The organism is Corallococcus sp. AB045, from assembly GCF_003668895.1.
GTDB lineage: Bacteria > Myxococcota > Myxococcia > Myxococcales > Myxococcaceae > Corallococcus > Corallococcus coralloides.
This window is the reverse complement of sequence record NZ_RAWN01000091.1, coordinates 1-15765: the sequence shown is the minus strand read 5'-3', so window position 1 is coordinate 15765 and position 15765 is coordinate 1. Positions and strand designations below refer to the sequence as shown.

The following is a 15765-nucleotide window of genomic DNA, read 5'->3' as shown; positions in this document are numbered from 1 at the left end:
CGGGGACACCCCTGGAGAGGCGCGATAGGGTGCGCCGCATGCGCTCCCTCCTCGCCTGCCTGCTCCTGTCGGGGTCCATCGCCTGCACGGCCACGAACGCCAACGCGCCCGCGCCCGCGTCCGCCGAGTCCCATGCCGAAGGCCCGCTGCCCTTCATCCCGGACGACTACGCCCGCGCGCTCGCGGACGCGAAGGCGAAGGGCGTGCCCCTGTTCGTCGACACCTGGGCGCCGTGGTGTCACACCTGCCGCTCCATGCGCGCGTACGTCTTCACGGACAAGGCGCTGGCGAAGCACGCGGACCGCTTCGTGTGGCTGGAGCTCAACACCGACCTGACCCAGAACGCGACGTTCCAGGAGAAGTACCCCGTCGAGTTCTGGCCCACCTTCTTCATCATCGACCCGCGCGAGGAGAAGGCCCTGCTGCGCTTCGCCGGCAGCGCGACGGTGCCGCAGCTGGAGCGACTCTTCGAGGACGGCGAGCGCGCCTATCAGGGCGGTGCCACCGGCGCGGAGGCGCTGCTCGCCCGCGGTGATGCCCTCTACGGAGAGCGCAAACCCGCGGAGGCCGCCGAGGCCCTGTCGCTCGCGCTCGCGGAAGCCCCAGCCGACTGGTCCCGCCGGGGCCGCGCGCTGGAGTCACTGCTGATGGCGCAGTACGGAGCGAAGCAGTACGTGCCCTGCGCGCAGAAGGCGGTGGTGGAGCTGCCGAAGGTGCCTCGCTCGCTCAGCCTGGCCAACGGCGTCCTCAATGGCCTCGGCTGCGCGCTGGCCATCCCGGAAGGCACGCCCGAGGCGGCGGACCTGCGGCACGCGCTGGAGGCGAAGGCGCGCGAGGTGCTCGCGCCGCCGGCCATCGACATGGAGGCGGATGACCGCTCCGGCCTGTACGAGGTGCTGGTGGAGGCGCGCAAGCAGGACAAGGACACCGCTGGCGCGAAGCAGGTGGCCCAGGAGTGGCTGACGTTCCTGGAGGGCGAGGCCGCGAAGGCACCTAACCCCGAGGCGCGCAGCGTGTTCGACTCGCACCGCATGCTCGCGGCGATGACGCTGGAGCAGCCGCAGCGTGCCATCCCCGCGCTGGAGCAGAGCGAGAAGGACCTGCCCCAGGACTACAACCCGCCCGCGCGGCTCGCGACGCTGTACCGCCTGTCGGGCCGGCTGGACGACGCGCTCGCCGCGAACGACCGGGCGCTGGCGCGGGTGCAGGGCGCGCGGCGGCTGTCCGTGCTCTCCGGCCGCGCGGACATCCAGGTCGCGCGCAAGGACACCGCGGGCGCGGTGAAGACGCTGGAGGAGGCGCTGGCCTTCGCGAAGACGCTGCCCGCCGCGCAGGTGTCCCCGCGTCAGGTGGAGTCGCTGGAGAAGAAGCTCGCCGGGCTCAAGACGCCGGCCACTGTCCCTGGCGCGGCGCCGTAGCCAGCACACGAGCCTTCGCGCGTGCCCATCACGGAGCCAGCGGCACCGCGCGACGGGCATCCAGGTCGAGCAGCTCGAAGTCCTCCGCGCGGCCCTCGCGCATGGCGCCATCGGTGAACACCATCACCGCCTCACCCGGGCCCGTCGCGGGCGGCGGGCCGTGCGCGTAGTCCACGCGCGATCCGTCCGTCACCAGGTGACGCAGCACTCCATCTCGCACGGGACCGGGTGACACCAGCTCCCGCACCCGCTTGTCCCGCGTGTGGCCCACCACCTGGGTCAACCCGAGTGGCAACCTCCTGGGATCGAACCTGCGCCGCGGAGTTCCTCGCACACGCTCCGAGTCCTCCGCGGCGAGGCTGGGCCGCTGGTAGAAGATGCCCACGCCCTCGCCATCCCTCGCATTGCCCGGATGGTGCAGCCCCGGCAGCACGAGCGGCCTGCCCTTCCACCCGGCCACCGCCCGGTCCATCACGCCGTTGAGCGCCTCCGCCACCGCGCGCGCGTCCGCCCACCGCTCGGGCTCGAGCCCCACGATCCCCAGGTCCTCGCGCGTGACACCCGCGTGCAGCACCAGCAGCGAGTCCCCGGCCGCATGCGCCACGCGGAAGCGCCGTGCGCGCAGCAGGTGCTCCACCCACGCGCGCTGCTCCTCGGTCCAGGTGCTGAAGTCCCGCGCCGCCAGCTCCGCGCTCGGCAATCCAGGCCAGCGCTGGAGGAAGGCCCGCTCCGCCGCCGCGTCGGTGTCGTCCCCCGCGTAGACCCGGTCCGCCTCCACCTGCGCGGCGCGGAACGTCGCATCGGTGAAGTCCGCCAGCTCCCCCACGCGTCCCAGGTCGTGGTTGCCCAGGAGCATCACCGCCTGGTCCGCCGGATGGGACGCGAGCCACGCCACCAGCCGGAGCGCGCTCCAGGCCACGCGCTCCCGGTCCGCCGCGGGCCCCCAGTCGAAGTGGTCGCCCACGGAGACCAGGCACACGTCCGGCCGCAGTCCTCCGTCTTCGTCCAGCAGCCCGTGCAGCGAGAGGATGGACAGCACCCGGTCGAAGTCCGCCTGCGGGTCCCCCATCGCCACGTGCAGCGTGCGGCGCTGGCCCTCCGCCGCCAGCGCGTGTGGCCCCTTCGCCACCGCCGCGTCGGCGCGAGCCAGCGCCTTCCTCAAGAGCGCGTCGTCCATCCCTCCATCCTAGTCATGCGCCGGGCGGTGCCCACCGGCCCATCAGGACTGGAAGAAGCGCGAGATGAGCGCGGAGCGGCTCTCCACCTGCGCCTTGTTCAAGAGGTGCGTGACGTGCACCTCCACCGTGCGCTCGGCGCAGCCCAGGTGCAGGGCGATGGCCTTGTTCGTCTCTCCCTGCACCACGTGCTCCAGCACCTGCGCCTCGCGCGCGGTGAGCCCCCAGCGCTGGGCCAGCACCGGCAGGCGCGAGGTCGGCTCCATCGGCGGTCCGGGGTCCAGCACCAGGTAGTGGTCCGGCAGCCCCTGCGTGCGCAGCGGACCGGAGGAGAACAGCGGCCCCGCGCCCGGCGGGCTCCGCAGACACTCGCGCACCTGCGTCGCCAGCGCCTGCGAGTCCTGCTCCCACCGCGCCTGCCCCGCCTTGTTCGCGTGCATCACCCGGCCGCTGAACGTGACGACCCACGCGGGCCGCCCCAGCACCTCCAGCGCCGCGCCCAGGGCCGGCCCCAGGAGGCCCGCCTCACGCAGCCGCCGGTCCATGGCCATCCGCCGCTGGATGGCGGGCGTCAGCGCCTGCAACAGCCGCTGCTCCCGCTCCGTGAAGGGCTCGGCCCGGAAGGCGCCCACCCAACCCAGCATCATGTCGCCTTCACACACCAGCACCCGCAGCTGCGCCAGCTGCTCCAATCCCAATTGCCGGTAGAGATTGAAGGCATACCCGGCCAGCTGCGTCCGCGCGTGCTCCCACTCCGCTTCGCTCAGTCCCAGCCGCTCCCACAGAGGGCCTTCGCCCTCGCCGGTGATGGGCAGGGCCCGCAGCGGCTCCGAGATTCCCAGCGGCGAGAAGCGCATCGCCCGGTTGCGCTGGGCCAGTGGCGGACGCGCGGGATCGAAATAGCCAAAGCGGCTCCCCGCCGGCGGCAGCGCCGCGTCGAAGGCCTCTGAGAGGACCGAAGGCGGCTGCGGGAAGCCCACGCCGTGCACGAACGCCGTGTGATAGCGGTCCGGGCCCACGTCCACGCCGTAGGCCGCCGTCCGCTCCGCGCGCAGGGCGCTTCGGAGCGCGGCGAGGACCGTCGGCAGGGCCTCGGAGCCGGGCTCCAACCCCTCCAGCAGGCCCTCCAGCTCCTGCAAGAGGCGTTGGTCCTCGGAAATCAAATCAATCACGATTTACTTACTATAGCCGTTGGGGCCAATTGGAAGACTTGTGAGGTCGGGAGTGGAATCAGTGCTTCTTCCGCCTGTCCAGGTGGGAATTGATTTCCTGCCCCCCGAGTCGTTTGAGACTCGCGTGATTTCCTCAATAGAAATGACTTTCGGCTGGCGGCACCATGGCGTTCCGTGCCCTTCCGGGGGGGTGGGCCGACCTAGGAGTCGAAGTATCCGTGTGTGCGCGCGCCGGGCGTTCCCCCAGGGATGTCCGGCGCGCTGCCCCTTTTCCGGCTCCTGTCCCCGCCTGTCCACCACCCCACGCGCCCGGTGCCATCAGGCTCCGGAGTTGACGGGGCGCGGCGATGATGTCCGCTCCCGTCGTGCCCGCGCCCGGAGGCCCTGACATGCCGCGTGATTACGCCTACTACGCCCAGGCGCTGGAGGGACGGAGGCTGCCCCTGGCCTTCGCGGACCTGGACCTGCTGAACGAGAACGCGGCGGCGCTGGTGCGGCGCGCGGGCGGGCTGCCGGTGCGGGTGGCCACGAAGTCGGTGCGGTGCGTCGCGTTGCTGCGGCGCGTGCTCGACGGGCATCCCGGCTTCCAGGGCCTCATGTGCTTCAGCGCCGACGAGGCCGTGCACCTGCGCGAGCGCGGCTTTAGCGACCTGCTCATGGGCTACCCCGTGGTGGATACCGAGGCCCTGGTGGAGCTGTGCCGGCCGCCAGCGCCCGTGACGCTGATGGTGGACTCGGTGGAGCACGTGGCGCTCGCCGCCCGCGCTGCCCGCCGGCACGGGACGCGAGCGCCGCTGTGCCTGGACGTGGACCTGTCCGTCGACCTGCCGGGGCTGCGCTTTGGGGTGCACCGCTCGCCGGTGCGCTCGCCGGAGGACGCGCTGGCGGTGGCCCGGAGCATCGCGGCGGAAGCGGACGCCGTCTTCCTCGCGGGCGTCATGGGTTACGAGGCGCAGCTCGCGGGCGTGCCGGACGCCGCTCCGCACGCGGGGCCGAAGAACGTGGTCATCCGCGCGCTCAAGCGGGGCTCGGTGGGCCGCGTGCACTCGCGCAGGCAGGCGGTGGTGGCCGCGCTGAAGGACGCGGGGTTCACGCCGCGCTTCGTGAACGGCGGGGGCACCGGCAGCCTGGAGTCCACGCGCCAGGACGCGAGCGTCACCGAGCTCACCGCGGGCAGCGGCCTGTACTCGCCCGCGCTCTTCGACGGCTATCGCGGCTTCCAGCATCAGCCCGCGGTGGCGTTCGCCATCCCCGTCACGCGGCGCCCCGGCCCGGGCCTCTACACGCTGCAGGGGGGAGGCTTCGTGGCCTCCGGCTCCGCGGGCGTGGACAAGCTGCCCGTGCCCTACCTGCCCGAGGGCGCGAAGCTCCTCCCGCTGGAAGGCGCGGGCGAGGTGCAGACGCCCATCGCGTACGCGGGGCCGGTGCCGCTGCCCCTGGGCGCGCCGGTGTTCTTCCGGCACGCGAAGGCAGGCGAGGTGTGTGAGCACTTCCGCACGCTGCTGCTCATCTCCGGCGGCCGCGTCGTGGAAGAGGTCCCGACCTACCGGGGTGAATGGGGGTGACGGCATGACGACCGAGACGGCGAAGACGAAGACGTGGCGCAACTGGTCCGGCGGGGTGGTGGCCCATCCCTCCGGCTTCCTCCAGCCGGACTCCGTGGACGCCCTGAAGGCCGCGCTCCGCGACGCCAGCGCCCAATCGCGCACCGTGCGCGTGGTGGGCAGCGGCCACTCGTTCCCACCCCTGTGCGCGACGGACGAGACGATGGTGTCGCTCGAAGCGCTGCGGGGCCTGGAGTCCGTGGACGACCGCACGCGCGAGGCCGTGGTGTGGGCGGGCACGAGCCTGCGCGAACTGGGAGCGCTGCTCGCGTCGCACGGGCTCGCGATGGAGAACCTGGGCGACATCAACAAGCAGTCGCTGGGCGGCGCGCTGGGCACGGGCACGCACGGCACGGGCGTGGGACTGGGCATCCTCTCCACGCAGGCGGCGGAGATGACGCTCGTCACTGCGAGCGGGGACGAGGTGACGTGCTCGGAGGACACGTCGCCGGAGCTGCTCCAGGCCGCGCGGGTGTCCCTGGGCGCGCTGGGCGTGGTGACGCGGGTGCGGCTGCGCTTGCTGCCCGCGTACCGGCTGCGGCTGACGCGGCGGAACCTGGCGCTGGAGGAGTGCCTCGCGGGATTGGATGAAGCGCGGGCGCGCCACCGGCACTACGAGTTCTTCTGGTTCCCGCACTCCGACCGCGTGATGACGAAGGCGATGGACCTCACGGACGAGACCCCGCACGGGGTGGGCGTGGGGCGCTGGTTCAGCGAGATGGTGATGGAGAACGCGGTCTTCGGCGCGGTGAGCCGTGCGTGCCGGATGCGGCCGGCGTGGTGCGCGCCGGTGAGCCGGCTGTCGGCGAAGCTGGCGTCGGAAGGCGTGCTGGCGGGGCAGAGCCACACGCTGTTCGCCACGCCGCGGCTCGTGCGCTTCCAGGAGATGGAATACGCCGTGCCGGTGGAGCGAGGGCCGGACTGCCTGCGCGAGCTGTCTGAATACATCACGCGCGAGCAGCTGCCCGTGCACTTCCCGGTGGAGTACCGCTTCGTGCGCGGCGACGACGTGTTCCTCAGTCCGGCGCACGGCGGGGACCGCGCGTTCATCGCGGTGCATCAATACCGGGGCATGCCGCTGGAGCCCTACTTCTCCGGCGCGGAGGCCATCTTCCGCAACCACGGCGGCCGGCCACACTGGGGCAAGCTGCACACACAGACGGCGGAGACACTGAAACACCTGTATCCCCGCTGGGATGATTTCCAGCGCGTGCGTGAGCAACTGGACCCGGAGGGGCGTTTCCTCAATCCCTATCTGAAACGTCTCTTCCTGGAGGAGGGCGTCCGTCACACCCGGGGCGAATCCGGGAGCGCGAGGCTCGCGTAGGTCCACCCCCGGTGAAACAGGGGCGCGAAGCGCGCGACGCACCTCGGGGGTGGTTTTTCGCGCCGTATCGCGTCAGACGATCCACCAACCTCTCGATAATGCACAATCCAGCGCCCGGCATGCGGTTGGCTAGGGCACTGGCTGGCGCCAGGCCCGGTGGCGCCCTTTCGAGGGGGATGGATGCGGACGAAGTCTTCGTGGAAGCGCGTGGTGACGGCGTCGATGTTGATGCTCGCCGTGGGGTGTCGCGGGCCCGCCGCGGGCTTGAGGGCCGCGGGGGCGTCGGACTCGGGCAACTCCTCGGAGTCGGGCGCTTCGAGCCAGGGTGACTCCAGCCAGTCGGACTCGGGCAACTCCAGCCAGGGTGACTCCAGCCAGGGCGAGTCCAGCAAGTCCGACTCGGGCAACTCCAGCCAGGGCGAGTCCAGCAAGTCGGGGTCGAACGGCTCCAGCGACGAGGGCTCCAGCGAGTCGGGCTCGGGCGAGTCCAGCGACTCCGACTCAGGCAACTCCAGCCACGGGGATTCGAGCAAGTCGGACTCGGGCGACTCCTCGGGCTCCAGCGACCACAGCACGGGAGAAGGGGACTCCAGCCACTCCGGCTCCAGCGAGAACAGCAACGCGGGCACCAGCGAGTCGAACCAGGTGGATCAGGGCGACGATTCGCGCACGCGCAGCGAGAGCAGCAACGGCCGCGAGAATCAGCTCCTGTCGACGGCCACGGTGGCGCTGACGGTGATGGGCCTGGGCATCGTCATCTGGCAGTCGTACGAGCGTTCGGCGCGGCGCAAGGGCAAGCGGCCCTCGCCGAAAGAGGTGGGGCACGCGGCCCAGGTGTACCTGCGGGCCCGCACGCACCAACTGCGAGAGGACCTGGCGCTGGGCGCGGGCCCGACGGTGGAGGACCTGGCGCAGGCGGCGCGCATCCGCCGTGAGAACCTGGATGTCTTCGGCAAGCTGTTGCGCACGCACCGCAAGGAGCTGCTGATGATGGCGGATGCGAAGACGCTGACGCCCGAGCGCGCCCGCGCCTGGCTGGAGCGCGTGGGCCAGCTGGCGCGCACCGAACCCCGGCTCGAAGAGGACCGTCAGGCCTTCCTCCAGGAACAGGAGGGTGCGCCCCAAGCGGCCGAGGCCCTTCAGTGAGGCCTCGCCCAACCTGGAGGGGATGGCTCACGGTGCTGCTGTTGCCCGTGAGCTCGCAGGCTCAGGAACCCCTGGGCCACCTCGCGGTGCCGGCGTTCTTGAAGGAGCTGTCCCCGGAGCTCGTCCTGGCCGAGCGGGTCGCGGCCCTGGAGGCCACGTCGGGCATCCTCCTGCGCGGTGTCGCGGCGCGGGATGCCTCGCTGATCTCGGACGTGGAGGCGGGGCTCGCTGGCCTGCCTCCCGCGATGCGCCGTCCGCCCGGAGGCCGGTTGGAGTTCGTGCTGCATCCGGAGCCCGCGCCGCTGGGCCTGGGTGACGGAACGAAGGCCCGTCCGGACTGGTCGGAGCAGCGCGAGCAGTTCCACCTCTACCGCTACGCCCCTTCCGAGGAGCGCCGGGCCACGCTGCGCCTGTCACGTCTCACCGACACGGAGGCCGAACATCTGTGGCGCCGCCGCGCCGTGGTGCACGCCGTGATGCAGCGCTGGGACGACGCGCGCGGCTGGAGCAAGCGTCCCCAGTGGCGAAGGTTGGACGGATGGCTGCTCCCGCTCGAGCGCCCCCTCACGTGGAAGGAGTCCGCGAGCATCACCTACGCGGGGGCCTTCAGCCGCGCCCGGGGGCAGGCGAGCGCCTCGCTGGACCTCGTCACGTTCGCGGAGGAGCTGTTCGTCCCCGCGGAGTCCCTGCGTCCGGAAGCCTTGCCCGAGGATGATCAGGTGCGCTGTCAGGAGCTGTCCAAGACGCGCGCCCTGTCGGAGTTCATCTCGGAGGCGCGCCTGGGCACGCTGCCCGCGCGAGGAGCCTGTCCGGCCTTCGACACGTGGGCGGAAGCGGATGCGCTCTCGCACCTGGAGGTCCTGCTCGTCGCGGCCACGGGCCGCCAGCCCCAGTCCCTCTTCGGCCACCTGCTCCTGCGCCCGGTCTGGCGCGAAGGCGCCACGGTGCAGGGCCCCGGCTTCGAGCGCGTCGTGCAGCTCGTGGCCCTCACCGGCATGGAGGAGAAGGGCCTGGGCTACCTGATGAAGGGCATGACGGGCGGCTACAGCACCGTCTTCCTCACGGGCACCCTGGGCGACGTCACCCACGAGTCGCTGGAGCTGGAGCAGCGCACCATCCGCCGCTTCCGGCTGAACCTCACGCCCGGCGAGTCCCAGCGCATGCTGGAGCGCATCTGGGAACTCGAGCGTCGCGGCTACCTGGGCTACTACTTCTTCACCGACAACTGCGCCGCCGCGCTGCTCTTCCTCCTCAATGGCTCGCTGGAGAACGGCCGTCACGTGAGCGCGCCCGGCATGCTGTGGGTCCTGCCCACGGCCACGCTGGACACGCTGGCGAAGACGAACGTCGTGGACGCGAGTGGGCACAAGGTGCCGCTCCTGGAGCACGTCCCGGACGCCCTCGAATCCACGGGAGACCGCGCCCGGCGCGCGCTCGTGGAAGAGGAGCGGCTGCTCACGAAGCTGGCCTCCCTGCTTCCGTCCACCGCGCTCGCGCCGCTGCACCACGTTCACCGCCGCCTCCAGTCCCCCGAACCCGACGTGCGCAGGCAGGCCTACGAACAGCTGCCTCACGCCGTGACGACGGCGCTCGACGCCGCTCCTCCCTCCGCGCGCGCCGAAGCCCGCGAGGCCCTGCACGCCTACGTGGCGCACGCGGTGCGGGTGGAGCGCGCGGCGGTGGATCAGGCCGAAGGGGAGAAGCTCGCCATCGAGCGTGAGCGCCTCGTCACCCTCGACCTGAAGGGGCAGGGCGGCGCCGCCCAGGGCGTCAAGGACCGGCAAGCCCTCTTCGAGCGCGAGGACGCCATGCAGCGCAAGCTCGCGGTGCTCGACCGTACGGCCCTGCTCCAGCAGGCCCTGGACACCGCCATCAAGCGGCTGCCCACGCCGGACGAGCTCAAGGCCCTGGTCCGCGCCGAGCACACCGAAGCCGCCTTCGCCGCGGCCACCGAGGCGCAGGGCGCGCTCAACGACGGACCGCTCGCGGACGTGGATCCGCGGGCCTTCCTCGCGAAGGACCATGAACAGAAGGTGGCGCTTGAGACCACCTGGGCCCGGGGCGCGCTGCGCGAATCCGGCGCGGCCCGCACGGTGGTGAGCGGCGGCGTGGACTTCCCGGAGGTGGGCGCCGCGCGGCCGGTGGTGAGCCTGCGCACCTCCGCGATGAACGAGGCCCTGGGCGACGCGCGCCTGCACGGCTTCCAGTCCAGCAGCGAGCTGCGTGTGCTGGACGGAGAGCTGTCGGTGGAGCCGCGCTGGGGCGTGCCGCGCATCCTCGGCTCGCGCCTGACGCTGGTGGGCTACCGCACGCTGCTGCCCGAACTGCCCCAGCAGCAACGGTCGTTCTCCGACTCATTGGGCTGGGGCGCGGAGGCGAAGATGTCCACGGACATCGACCGCCCGTTGCCCTACCGCGCGACGGTGGAGGCGGAGGCGCTGGGCGTGGTGGCGGCCTCGGAGCGCTTCGACACCTTCCTCGCGGTGGGGTTGGGCGCCCAGGCCACGATGGCCTGGAGCCCCAGGGAGACGGTCCCCACGGTGGGGCCCCGTCTGTCATTGGCCCATCGCCTGGGCCTGCCCGGTCCAGGCAACAGCGCCCTGCGCCTGGAGGCCACGTACGTGCCGTCGTGGCGCACGGGCATCACGCCGGGCTTCATGCATGAGGCGGACGCGACGCTCCAGGTGGAGTGGTACCTGGGGCGTGTCGCCCGCTGGAGCGTGCTGCTCACTCCCCGCGCACAGGTCCACTGGGAGGGGACACTTGCGTCGTGGGCAGGTCCCGGGAGAAGTCTCGCGAGCCTTCCGGAAGGGCTGGCGCGACATCGCCTTGCGCTAGGAGTGGAGCTCCGCTGACGTACTGCGTGCGGAAGATGGGGACCTCACCGGTGAACACCGGACGGCTGGACGCGCCGCAGAGGGCGCCAATGAACAGGCCGATGACGTGCAGCAGCGTCCAGTTCCCCCAGCCCAGGCCCAGGAAGATGCGCTCGCCGCCCACGCTGAAGACGTTGAAGGCCACGTAGAACGCGGCGGGCACCACCACCGAGGCGACGGCAGCGGCTGCCAGGGCCCGGCGGGGACGTCCCGCGTGGAAGCCGCCGAACGTGCCGGCCAGCAGGCCGTTGAACAGCGGAATGAAGAACGTGATGGCGCTGATGAGCACCATCGTCAGCACGCTCACGTCGAACCGGTTGTGCTTCCAGACGACGCGGCTCTCCTCCACGCGCGTGTCGGGCGGAATGGTCGCGTACTCGGCCCGCCCGTTCTCCATCACAAAGCGTTGCTCCGGACGCACGACGCGTTCGGATTCCTCCGTATAGGTCTCATCCATGGAGCATTGACCTCCGTGCGGGCGGGGGAAGGACGTGCCCGGACACCTTGGGAGATGGTGCTGGAAGCGGGCGGGTGGAAGGGCTGACGGCTCCACCGGTCCTTGAGGAGGAAGGCGCCTGCCCTGCCTGCTCGCCGGGAATTTCGCGACCCGGCGTGGGGGCGGATGCCGTACACGGGGGCCGTAACGCACCGGAGACTTGGCGTCCGGTGGCTGGCGGCTATGCTGCCGCGCCTCCGCCGTACCGCTTCCCAGCCTGGATGGATTCCATGAGCCTTCGCCGCAACCTGCTGACCATCGCCGTCCTCTCCTCCGCGCTGCTGTCCGCCTGCGCGCTGCGCCCGCGTTACAACGAAGTCATCCAGGCGAACGGCGCCACCGCGCTCCAGGAGGGCCAGCTCATGGTGCTGCGCGTGACGGACGCCGCGACGGGCCAGCCGGTGAAGGGCGCCAAGGTGCTCGGCGGCGAGTACCGCAACCACATCAACGCGACCACCGACGAGAACGGCGAGTTCTCCCTCAAGCTCGACCCGGGCCTGGTGAAGGAGAACCCGCTGGTGGAGGTCGTGCTGCCCAAGGGCGTGCGCCGCTACAAGCTCCAGGTGGTGCCCTCCGGTCAGGCCCCCGCGCCCGAAGGCGCCCCCATCGCCCCCCCGGCCGAGTCCGCCGCGGAGCCGTCCACCACGCCCGCGACGCCCGGCGCTCCGTCCGAGACCGCGGCCCCGGCGGCCTCCGAAACGGCGAAGTAGGCCCGGTTCGTCAGGTGAACCAGCGAATCAGGCGCCTGCCCTGCAAGCGCCTGAACGCACCCAGCCGCCGCTGGAAGTCCTCGCCGATGGTGACGAAGCGCACGCCGCAGCGTCCTCGCGTGCGCTCCCCGGCGGAGCGGCGGGCCCACATCACCCGGGCCTGGAAGGGGACCTCCTCGTCCCCCAGCAGCAACGCGCCTTCCAGGAGATCGCCCGCCTTCATCGGCTGGAGCATCTCCGCGCAGAAGCCGCTCTCCGACACATCCCGCGTGTAGAGCGGCAGCATGCCGCGCAGACGGACGGCCAGGCGATGCTCGAAGCGAGGCACGGCTCGGGGGAGGTGCATGCCCTCGAATCCTGGCGGATTCCGTCTCGGTAGTAAAATTGCGCCAATTGAAAGCGGGCGGGCAGGCGGACCCGGCGTGCAAAGCCCGGGAAACGTTGAGAAATTTCCTGGGAGGAGGGAGCGGGCCATGTCGAAGGCATTCACCAAGGAAGACGGGGGCGGCGACGAGGGGCTCACCCCCGCGCGTCCCCGGTCGACGTCGGCGGAGCAGCGCTACATCACGCCGGAGGGCTACCGCGCGCTCCAGGAGGAGCTGCTGGAGCTACAGGGCCCCGCGCCCCGGGACTGGCCGGAGCTGGAAGCGGGCGTGCGCAAGCGCGAGCGGGAGCGCCGCGCGCGCGAGCTGACCGCCATCCTGGAGGACGTGCGGGTGGTGGCGCCGGATCCATCACAGGCGGGCCGCGTCTTCTTCGGCGCGTGGGTGGTGCTGGAGGACGAGGATGGCGCGCGCATGCGCTATCGCATCGTCGGTCCGGATGAAGCGGACGTGAAGGCGGGGCGGCTGAGCGTGGAGTCCCCGCTGGCGCGCGCGCTCCTGGGCAAGGAGGCCGGCGAGGCCGTGCAGGTGGAGCGTCCGCGCGGCACGGTGGAGTACGAAATCCTCGCGGTGGAGTACGCGGAGTCCGAAGCCGCCGCGGCCGCGCCTTGAGGCCCCTTCAGCGCTTCGTGGCGATGACGGTGACGAGCCGGCCAAAGGGCTCTGGCATGTCGCCCTCGCGCACCTCCACGTCGAACCCCGCCGCCTCCAGCAGCGCGCGGGCGCGGGGCACGAGGAACGTCAGATAGTACATGACGAACGGCGGCTTCCAGAGCGCGTTGCGCACGCGCATGGCGGCGTTGAAGCCCTTCGCCACCCAGTAGCCGGGGTTGAGCGCGGACGGCGGCCGAGCGGTGATGAAGACGAAGCGGCCACCGGGTTTCAGCGCCCGCGCGATGCCCTCGACGAGGCGCGGCTCGTCCTCCTCCAGGATGTGCCCGAAGGCGCCGAAGCTGGTGATCAGGTCGAACGCCGCGTCGAAGGGCAGCGCCAGCGCATCGCCCCGGACGAAGTCGAGCGCCGCGCTGCCCGGTGCATCCACGAGCCTGCGCCGCGCTTCGTCCAGCATGCCCTGGCTCAGGTCGAACCCGACGACGCGCTCGCGGCACAGCGGGCGCAGCACGCGCATCGCGGCGCCGGTGCCGCAGCACACATCCAAGGCACTGCCCACGCTGCCTTCGGGCCCCACGTGCGCGAGCGCGGCCTTGAGCACCGGATCCGGCGTGCGGAACGGCGTGTGCTCGAACTTGGGCGCGAGCAGGTCGTAGCCCTGCTCGACGGAGGTGAGGGCCTGCCGTGCAAGCTCGCGGAAGGTGGGGCCGTCGCGGTGGAACATGGGACGAGGTGTACCCACATCCCCCCGGCCCCGCCACCCGGGTTGAGAGGGACTCGACGGGATTTGAATGTTCCGGCGGGGGCCCCGTCAGTCAGGACAAGCAACTCGGACGGAGGATGGAAGACATGGCTTTCAAGCTCGGACTCGCGACCCTGGCCTTCGGTGCAATGCTGCTCGGTTCCTCCACGTCGTTCGCGGCGGACTGGCGCGGCCCGACCCGGGCGGATGCGCAGTGGGGCGGCCAGCAGCGGTACAACGGCGGCTGGGATTCCGCGCCGCAGGGCCAGGCGTTCCGCTACGACAATGACGACGCGAAGACGCGCCGCTTCATGGGCTGCCGCGGCCCGAACTGCAACCAGGGCCCCATGCCGCGCCCGGTGGACTCGCGCGGCCGCTACGAGCTGCAGACGGTGGAGCGCTGGGTGCCGGCGCGCTACGAGCAGGTCTGGGTCCCCGAGCAGTGCGTGTCCCGTGGCCGCCGCGGCCGCCACGTGCGCTGCACGCCGGGCTACTACGACCAGCAATATGTGCCGGGCGGCTACCAGGCGGTGACGGAGTGGGTCTGGGTGCCGTACGGCGGGCGCCGCTGGCAGACGGTGGTCTACTACCCGTAGCAAGCACGAGGAGACGAGACGAGACGGGACGAACGACGCAAAGGGGACGACGCAGTGCCGCGGGGCGGTGCCTGGAGAGGGGTCTCCAGGTGTCGCCCCGCGGTGTTTTCCGCGTGAAGCCGCCGGGTGCCTTTCGCGGGCGGGCCTGTTAGGCAGGGCCCGCATATGGGGACCGCATTCATCACGGGCGCGGGCGTGCGCATCGGCAGCGCGGTGGCGCGCGCGCTGGGCCGCGCCGGCTACGACCTGGCGCTTCACGCGAACCGTTCCATGGAGCCGCTGGAGTCGCTGGCCGAAGAGCTGCGAGCGCTGGGCCGCGCCGTCACGCTGTACAGCGGCGACCTCTCCGACGCGCAGGCCGTGGACGCGCTGGGTGCGCGGGTCCGGGAGGCGCACCCCGCGCTGGACGTGGTCGTCCACAACGCGGGGCTCTATGAGCGGGTGGACTTCGCGGCCGTGACGCGCGAGCAGTACCGCCGCATGCTCGCGGTGAACGTGGACGCGCCCTTCTTCCTCACGCAGGCGCTGCTGCCGTCGCTGCGCGCGGGGAAGGACCCGCTGGTGGTGCACCTCACCGACATCGGCGGGGAGCGGGCGGTGAGCCACTACTCGCACTACTCGGTGAGCAAGGCGGGGCTCGTGATGCTCACGCGAGCGTTGGCGGTGGAGTTGGCGCCGCACGTGCGCGTCAACGCCATCTCGCCGGGCGTGGTGGCCTTCCCGGAGCACTTCGACGAAGCCGCGCGGAAGGACGTGCTCGACCGCGTGCCCATGGGCCGCGAGGGCAGCGTGGAGGACGTGGCGCGCACGGTGGTGTTCCTCGCGCGCGAGGCGCCGTACCTCACCGGGCAGGTCATCGCCGTGGATGGCGGAAGGAGCGCGCAGCTGTGAGCCAGGAACCCGTGTGGATCCACCCCGTGGTCACCGACGCGCAGGGCCGTCCGCTGGACGTGATGGAGCTGCGAGGGCTCACGGTGGACGTCATCGTGGGCCTCTACAACCGCGAGCGCGTGACGCCGCAGCCGCTGCGCCTGGACGTGGCGCTCTTCCTGGACGCGCGGCAGGCGGCGGTGGGCGGGAGGCTGGCGAACACCGTGCACTACGGGCGCCTGGCCGGAGAGCTGCGCTTCCTCCTGGATGCGTGCCGCTTCGAGTTGTTGGAGTCCGCGGCGGAGGCGGTGTGCCGCTATCTCCTGGCGCCGCCCACGGACGCCGCGCCGCACGCGCCGCTGCACGCCGCCACGGTGCGGGTCACCAAGCCGGAGGCGCTGACGGGGTGGGCCATCCCGTCGCTCCAGGTGCACCGGACCGCGGAGGAGATGGTGTACCGGACGGACGCGAAGCCCTTCGGCCACGTGGACGTCATCCACGAAGGCGCGACCTACGGCGTGTACCGGCTGCGGGTGGATCCGGGAGGGAGCATCCCGCCGCGCGCGGACGGTCACACGGAAGGAATGGAGCTGGTGCTGGGCGCGGGGCTGGTGCTGCAGGGGCAGCCGGTACACGCC

General features: G+C 71.7%; 14 protein-coding genes. 10 read left to right on the top strand and 4 right to left on the bottom strand.

All coding sequences use genetic code 11. From position 1 onward, the window contains the following. The first annotated feature begins 38 nt into the window (after positions 1 to 38). Positions 39 to 1418, top strand: a complete 1380-nt coding sequence (locus D7Y21_RS21755; RefSeq protein ID WP_121715440.1) for a thioredoxin family protein — start codon at positions 39 to 41, stop codon at positions 1416 to 1418. 28 nt (positions 1419 to 1446) lie between these two features. Here the strand turns inward: D7Y21_RS21755 and D7Y21_RS21750 are convergent, their stop codons facing one another. Both D7Y21_RS21750 and D7Y21_RS21745 read right to left on the bottom strand, forming a co-directional pair. Then, positions 1447 to 2595, bottom strand: coding sequence for a metallophosphoesterase (locus D7Y21_RS21750; protein ID WP_121715438.1), 1149 nt, complete (start codon positions 2593 to 2595; stop codon positions 1447 to 1449). A 42-nt stretch (positions 2596 to 2637) separates the two neighbouring features. Beyond that, the gene (locus D7Y21_RS21745; protein WP_121715436.1) at positions 2638 to 3765 is read right to left on the bottom strand and encodes a LuxR family transcriptional regulator; all 1128 of its coding nucleotides are present in this window, start codon (positions 3763 to 3765) and stop codon (positions 2638 to 2640) included. A 389-nt stretch (positions 3766 to 4154) separates the two neighbouring features. Here D7Y21_RS21745 and D7Y21_RS21740 point away from each other — a divergent pair, with 389 nt between their 5' ends. The 5 genes from D7Y21_RS21740 to D7Y21_RS41860 all read left to right on the top strand — a co-directional run bounded on the left by D7Y21_RS21740 (position 4155) and on the right by D7Y21_RS41860 (position 11924). After that, the gene (locus D7Y21_RS21740) at positions 4155 to 5330 is read left to right on the top strand and encodes an amino acid deaminase/aldolase (RefSeq protein WP_120560955.1); all 1176 of its coding nucleotides are present in this window, start codon (positions 4155 to 4157) and stop codon (positions 5328 to 5330) included. 4 nt (positions 5331 to 5334) lie between these two features. Continuing rightward, positions 5335 to 6696, top strand: coding sequence for a D-arabinono-1,4-lactone oxidase (locus tag D7Y21_RS21735; protein ID WP_121715454.1), 1362 nt, complete (start codon positions 5335 to 5337; stop codon positions 6694 to 6696). A 180-nt stretch (positions 6697 to 6876) separates the two neighbouring features. After that, the gene (locus D7Y21_RS42880) at positions 6877 to 7842 is read left to right on the top strand and encodes a hypothetical protein (protein WP_233591304.1); all 966 of its coding nucleotides are present in this window, start codon (positions 6877 to 6879) and stop codon (positions 7840 to 7842) included. A 32-nt stretch (positions 7843 to 7874) separates the two neighbouring features. Continuing rightward, positions 7875 to 10697 carry a DUF4105 domain-containing protein gene (locus D7Y21_RS21725; RefSeq protein ID WP_233612232.1) on the top strand — a complete coding sequence of 941 codons (2823 nt, stop codon included), beginning with the start codon at positions 7875 to 7877 and terminating at the stop codon, positions 10695 to 10697. Positions 10698 to 11444: 747 nt separating this feature from the next. Beyond that, complete coding sequence (locus D7Y21_RS41860) at positions 11445 to 11924, top strand: hypothetical protein (RefSeq protein ID WP_158619176.1); 480 nt, start codon at positions 11445 to 11447, stop codon at positions 11922 to 11924. A 10-nt stretch (positions 11925 to 11934) separates the two neighbouring features. Here the strand turns inward: D7Y21_RS41860 and D7Y21_RS21715 are convergent, their stop codons facing one another. Further along, positions 11935 to 12270, bottom strand: coding sequence for a PilZ domain-containing protein (locus D7Y21_RS21715; RefSeq protein ID WP_158619177.1), 336 nt, complete (start codon positions 12268 to 12270; stop codon positions 11935 to 11937). Between the two features lie 127 nt (positions 12271 to 12397). Between D7Y21_RS21715 and D7Y21_RS21710 the strand changes: the two genes are divergently transcribed. Next, the gene (locus D7Y21_RS21710; protein ID WP_120560959.1) at positions 12398 to 12919 is read left to right on the top strand and encodes a GreA/GreB family elongation factor; all 522 of its coding nucleotides are present in this window, start codon (positions 12398 to 12400) and stop codon (positions 12917 to 12919) included. 7 nt (positions 12920 to 12926) lie between these two features. Here D7Y21_RS21710 and D7Y21_RS21705 read toward each other — a convergent pair whose 3' ends face one another. Then, on the bottom strand, positions 12927 to 13643 hold the full coding sequence (locus D7Y21_RS21705) for a class I SAM-dependent methyltransferase (RefSeq protein ID WP_120560960.1): 717 nt from the start codon (positions 13641 to 13643) through the stop codon (positions 12927 to 12929). Between the two features lie 125 nt (positions 13644 to 13768). On the opposite strand from D7Y21_RS21705, the gene D7Y21_RS21700 reads away from it, so the two are divergent. From D7Y21_RS21700 to D7Y21_RS21690, 3 genes are all read left to right on the top strand, one after another. Beyond that, positions 13769 to 14257, top strand: coding sequence for a hypothetical protein (locus tag D7Y21_RS21700; RefSeq protein WP_199724138.1), 489 nt, complete (start codon positions 13769 to 13771; stop codon positions 14255 to 14257). 165 nt (positions 14258 to 14422) lie between these two features. Continuing rightward, on the top strand, positions 14423 to 15148 hold the full coding sequence (locus D7Y21_RS21695; protein ID WP_121715430.1) for an SDR family oxidoreductase: 726 nt from the start codon (positions 14423 to 14425) through the stop codon (positions 15146 to 15148). After that, on the top strand, positions 15145 to 15765 hold a 621-nt coding region (locus D7Y21_RS21690), incomplete at its 3' end, for a dihydroneopterin aldolase (protein ID WP_147469346.1). The genes D7Y21_RS21695 and D7Y21_RS21690, both read left to right, overlap by 4 nt.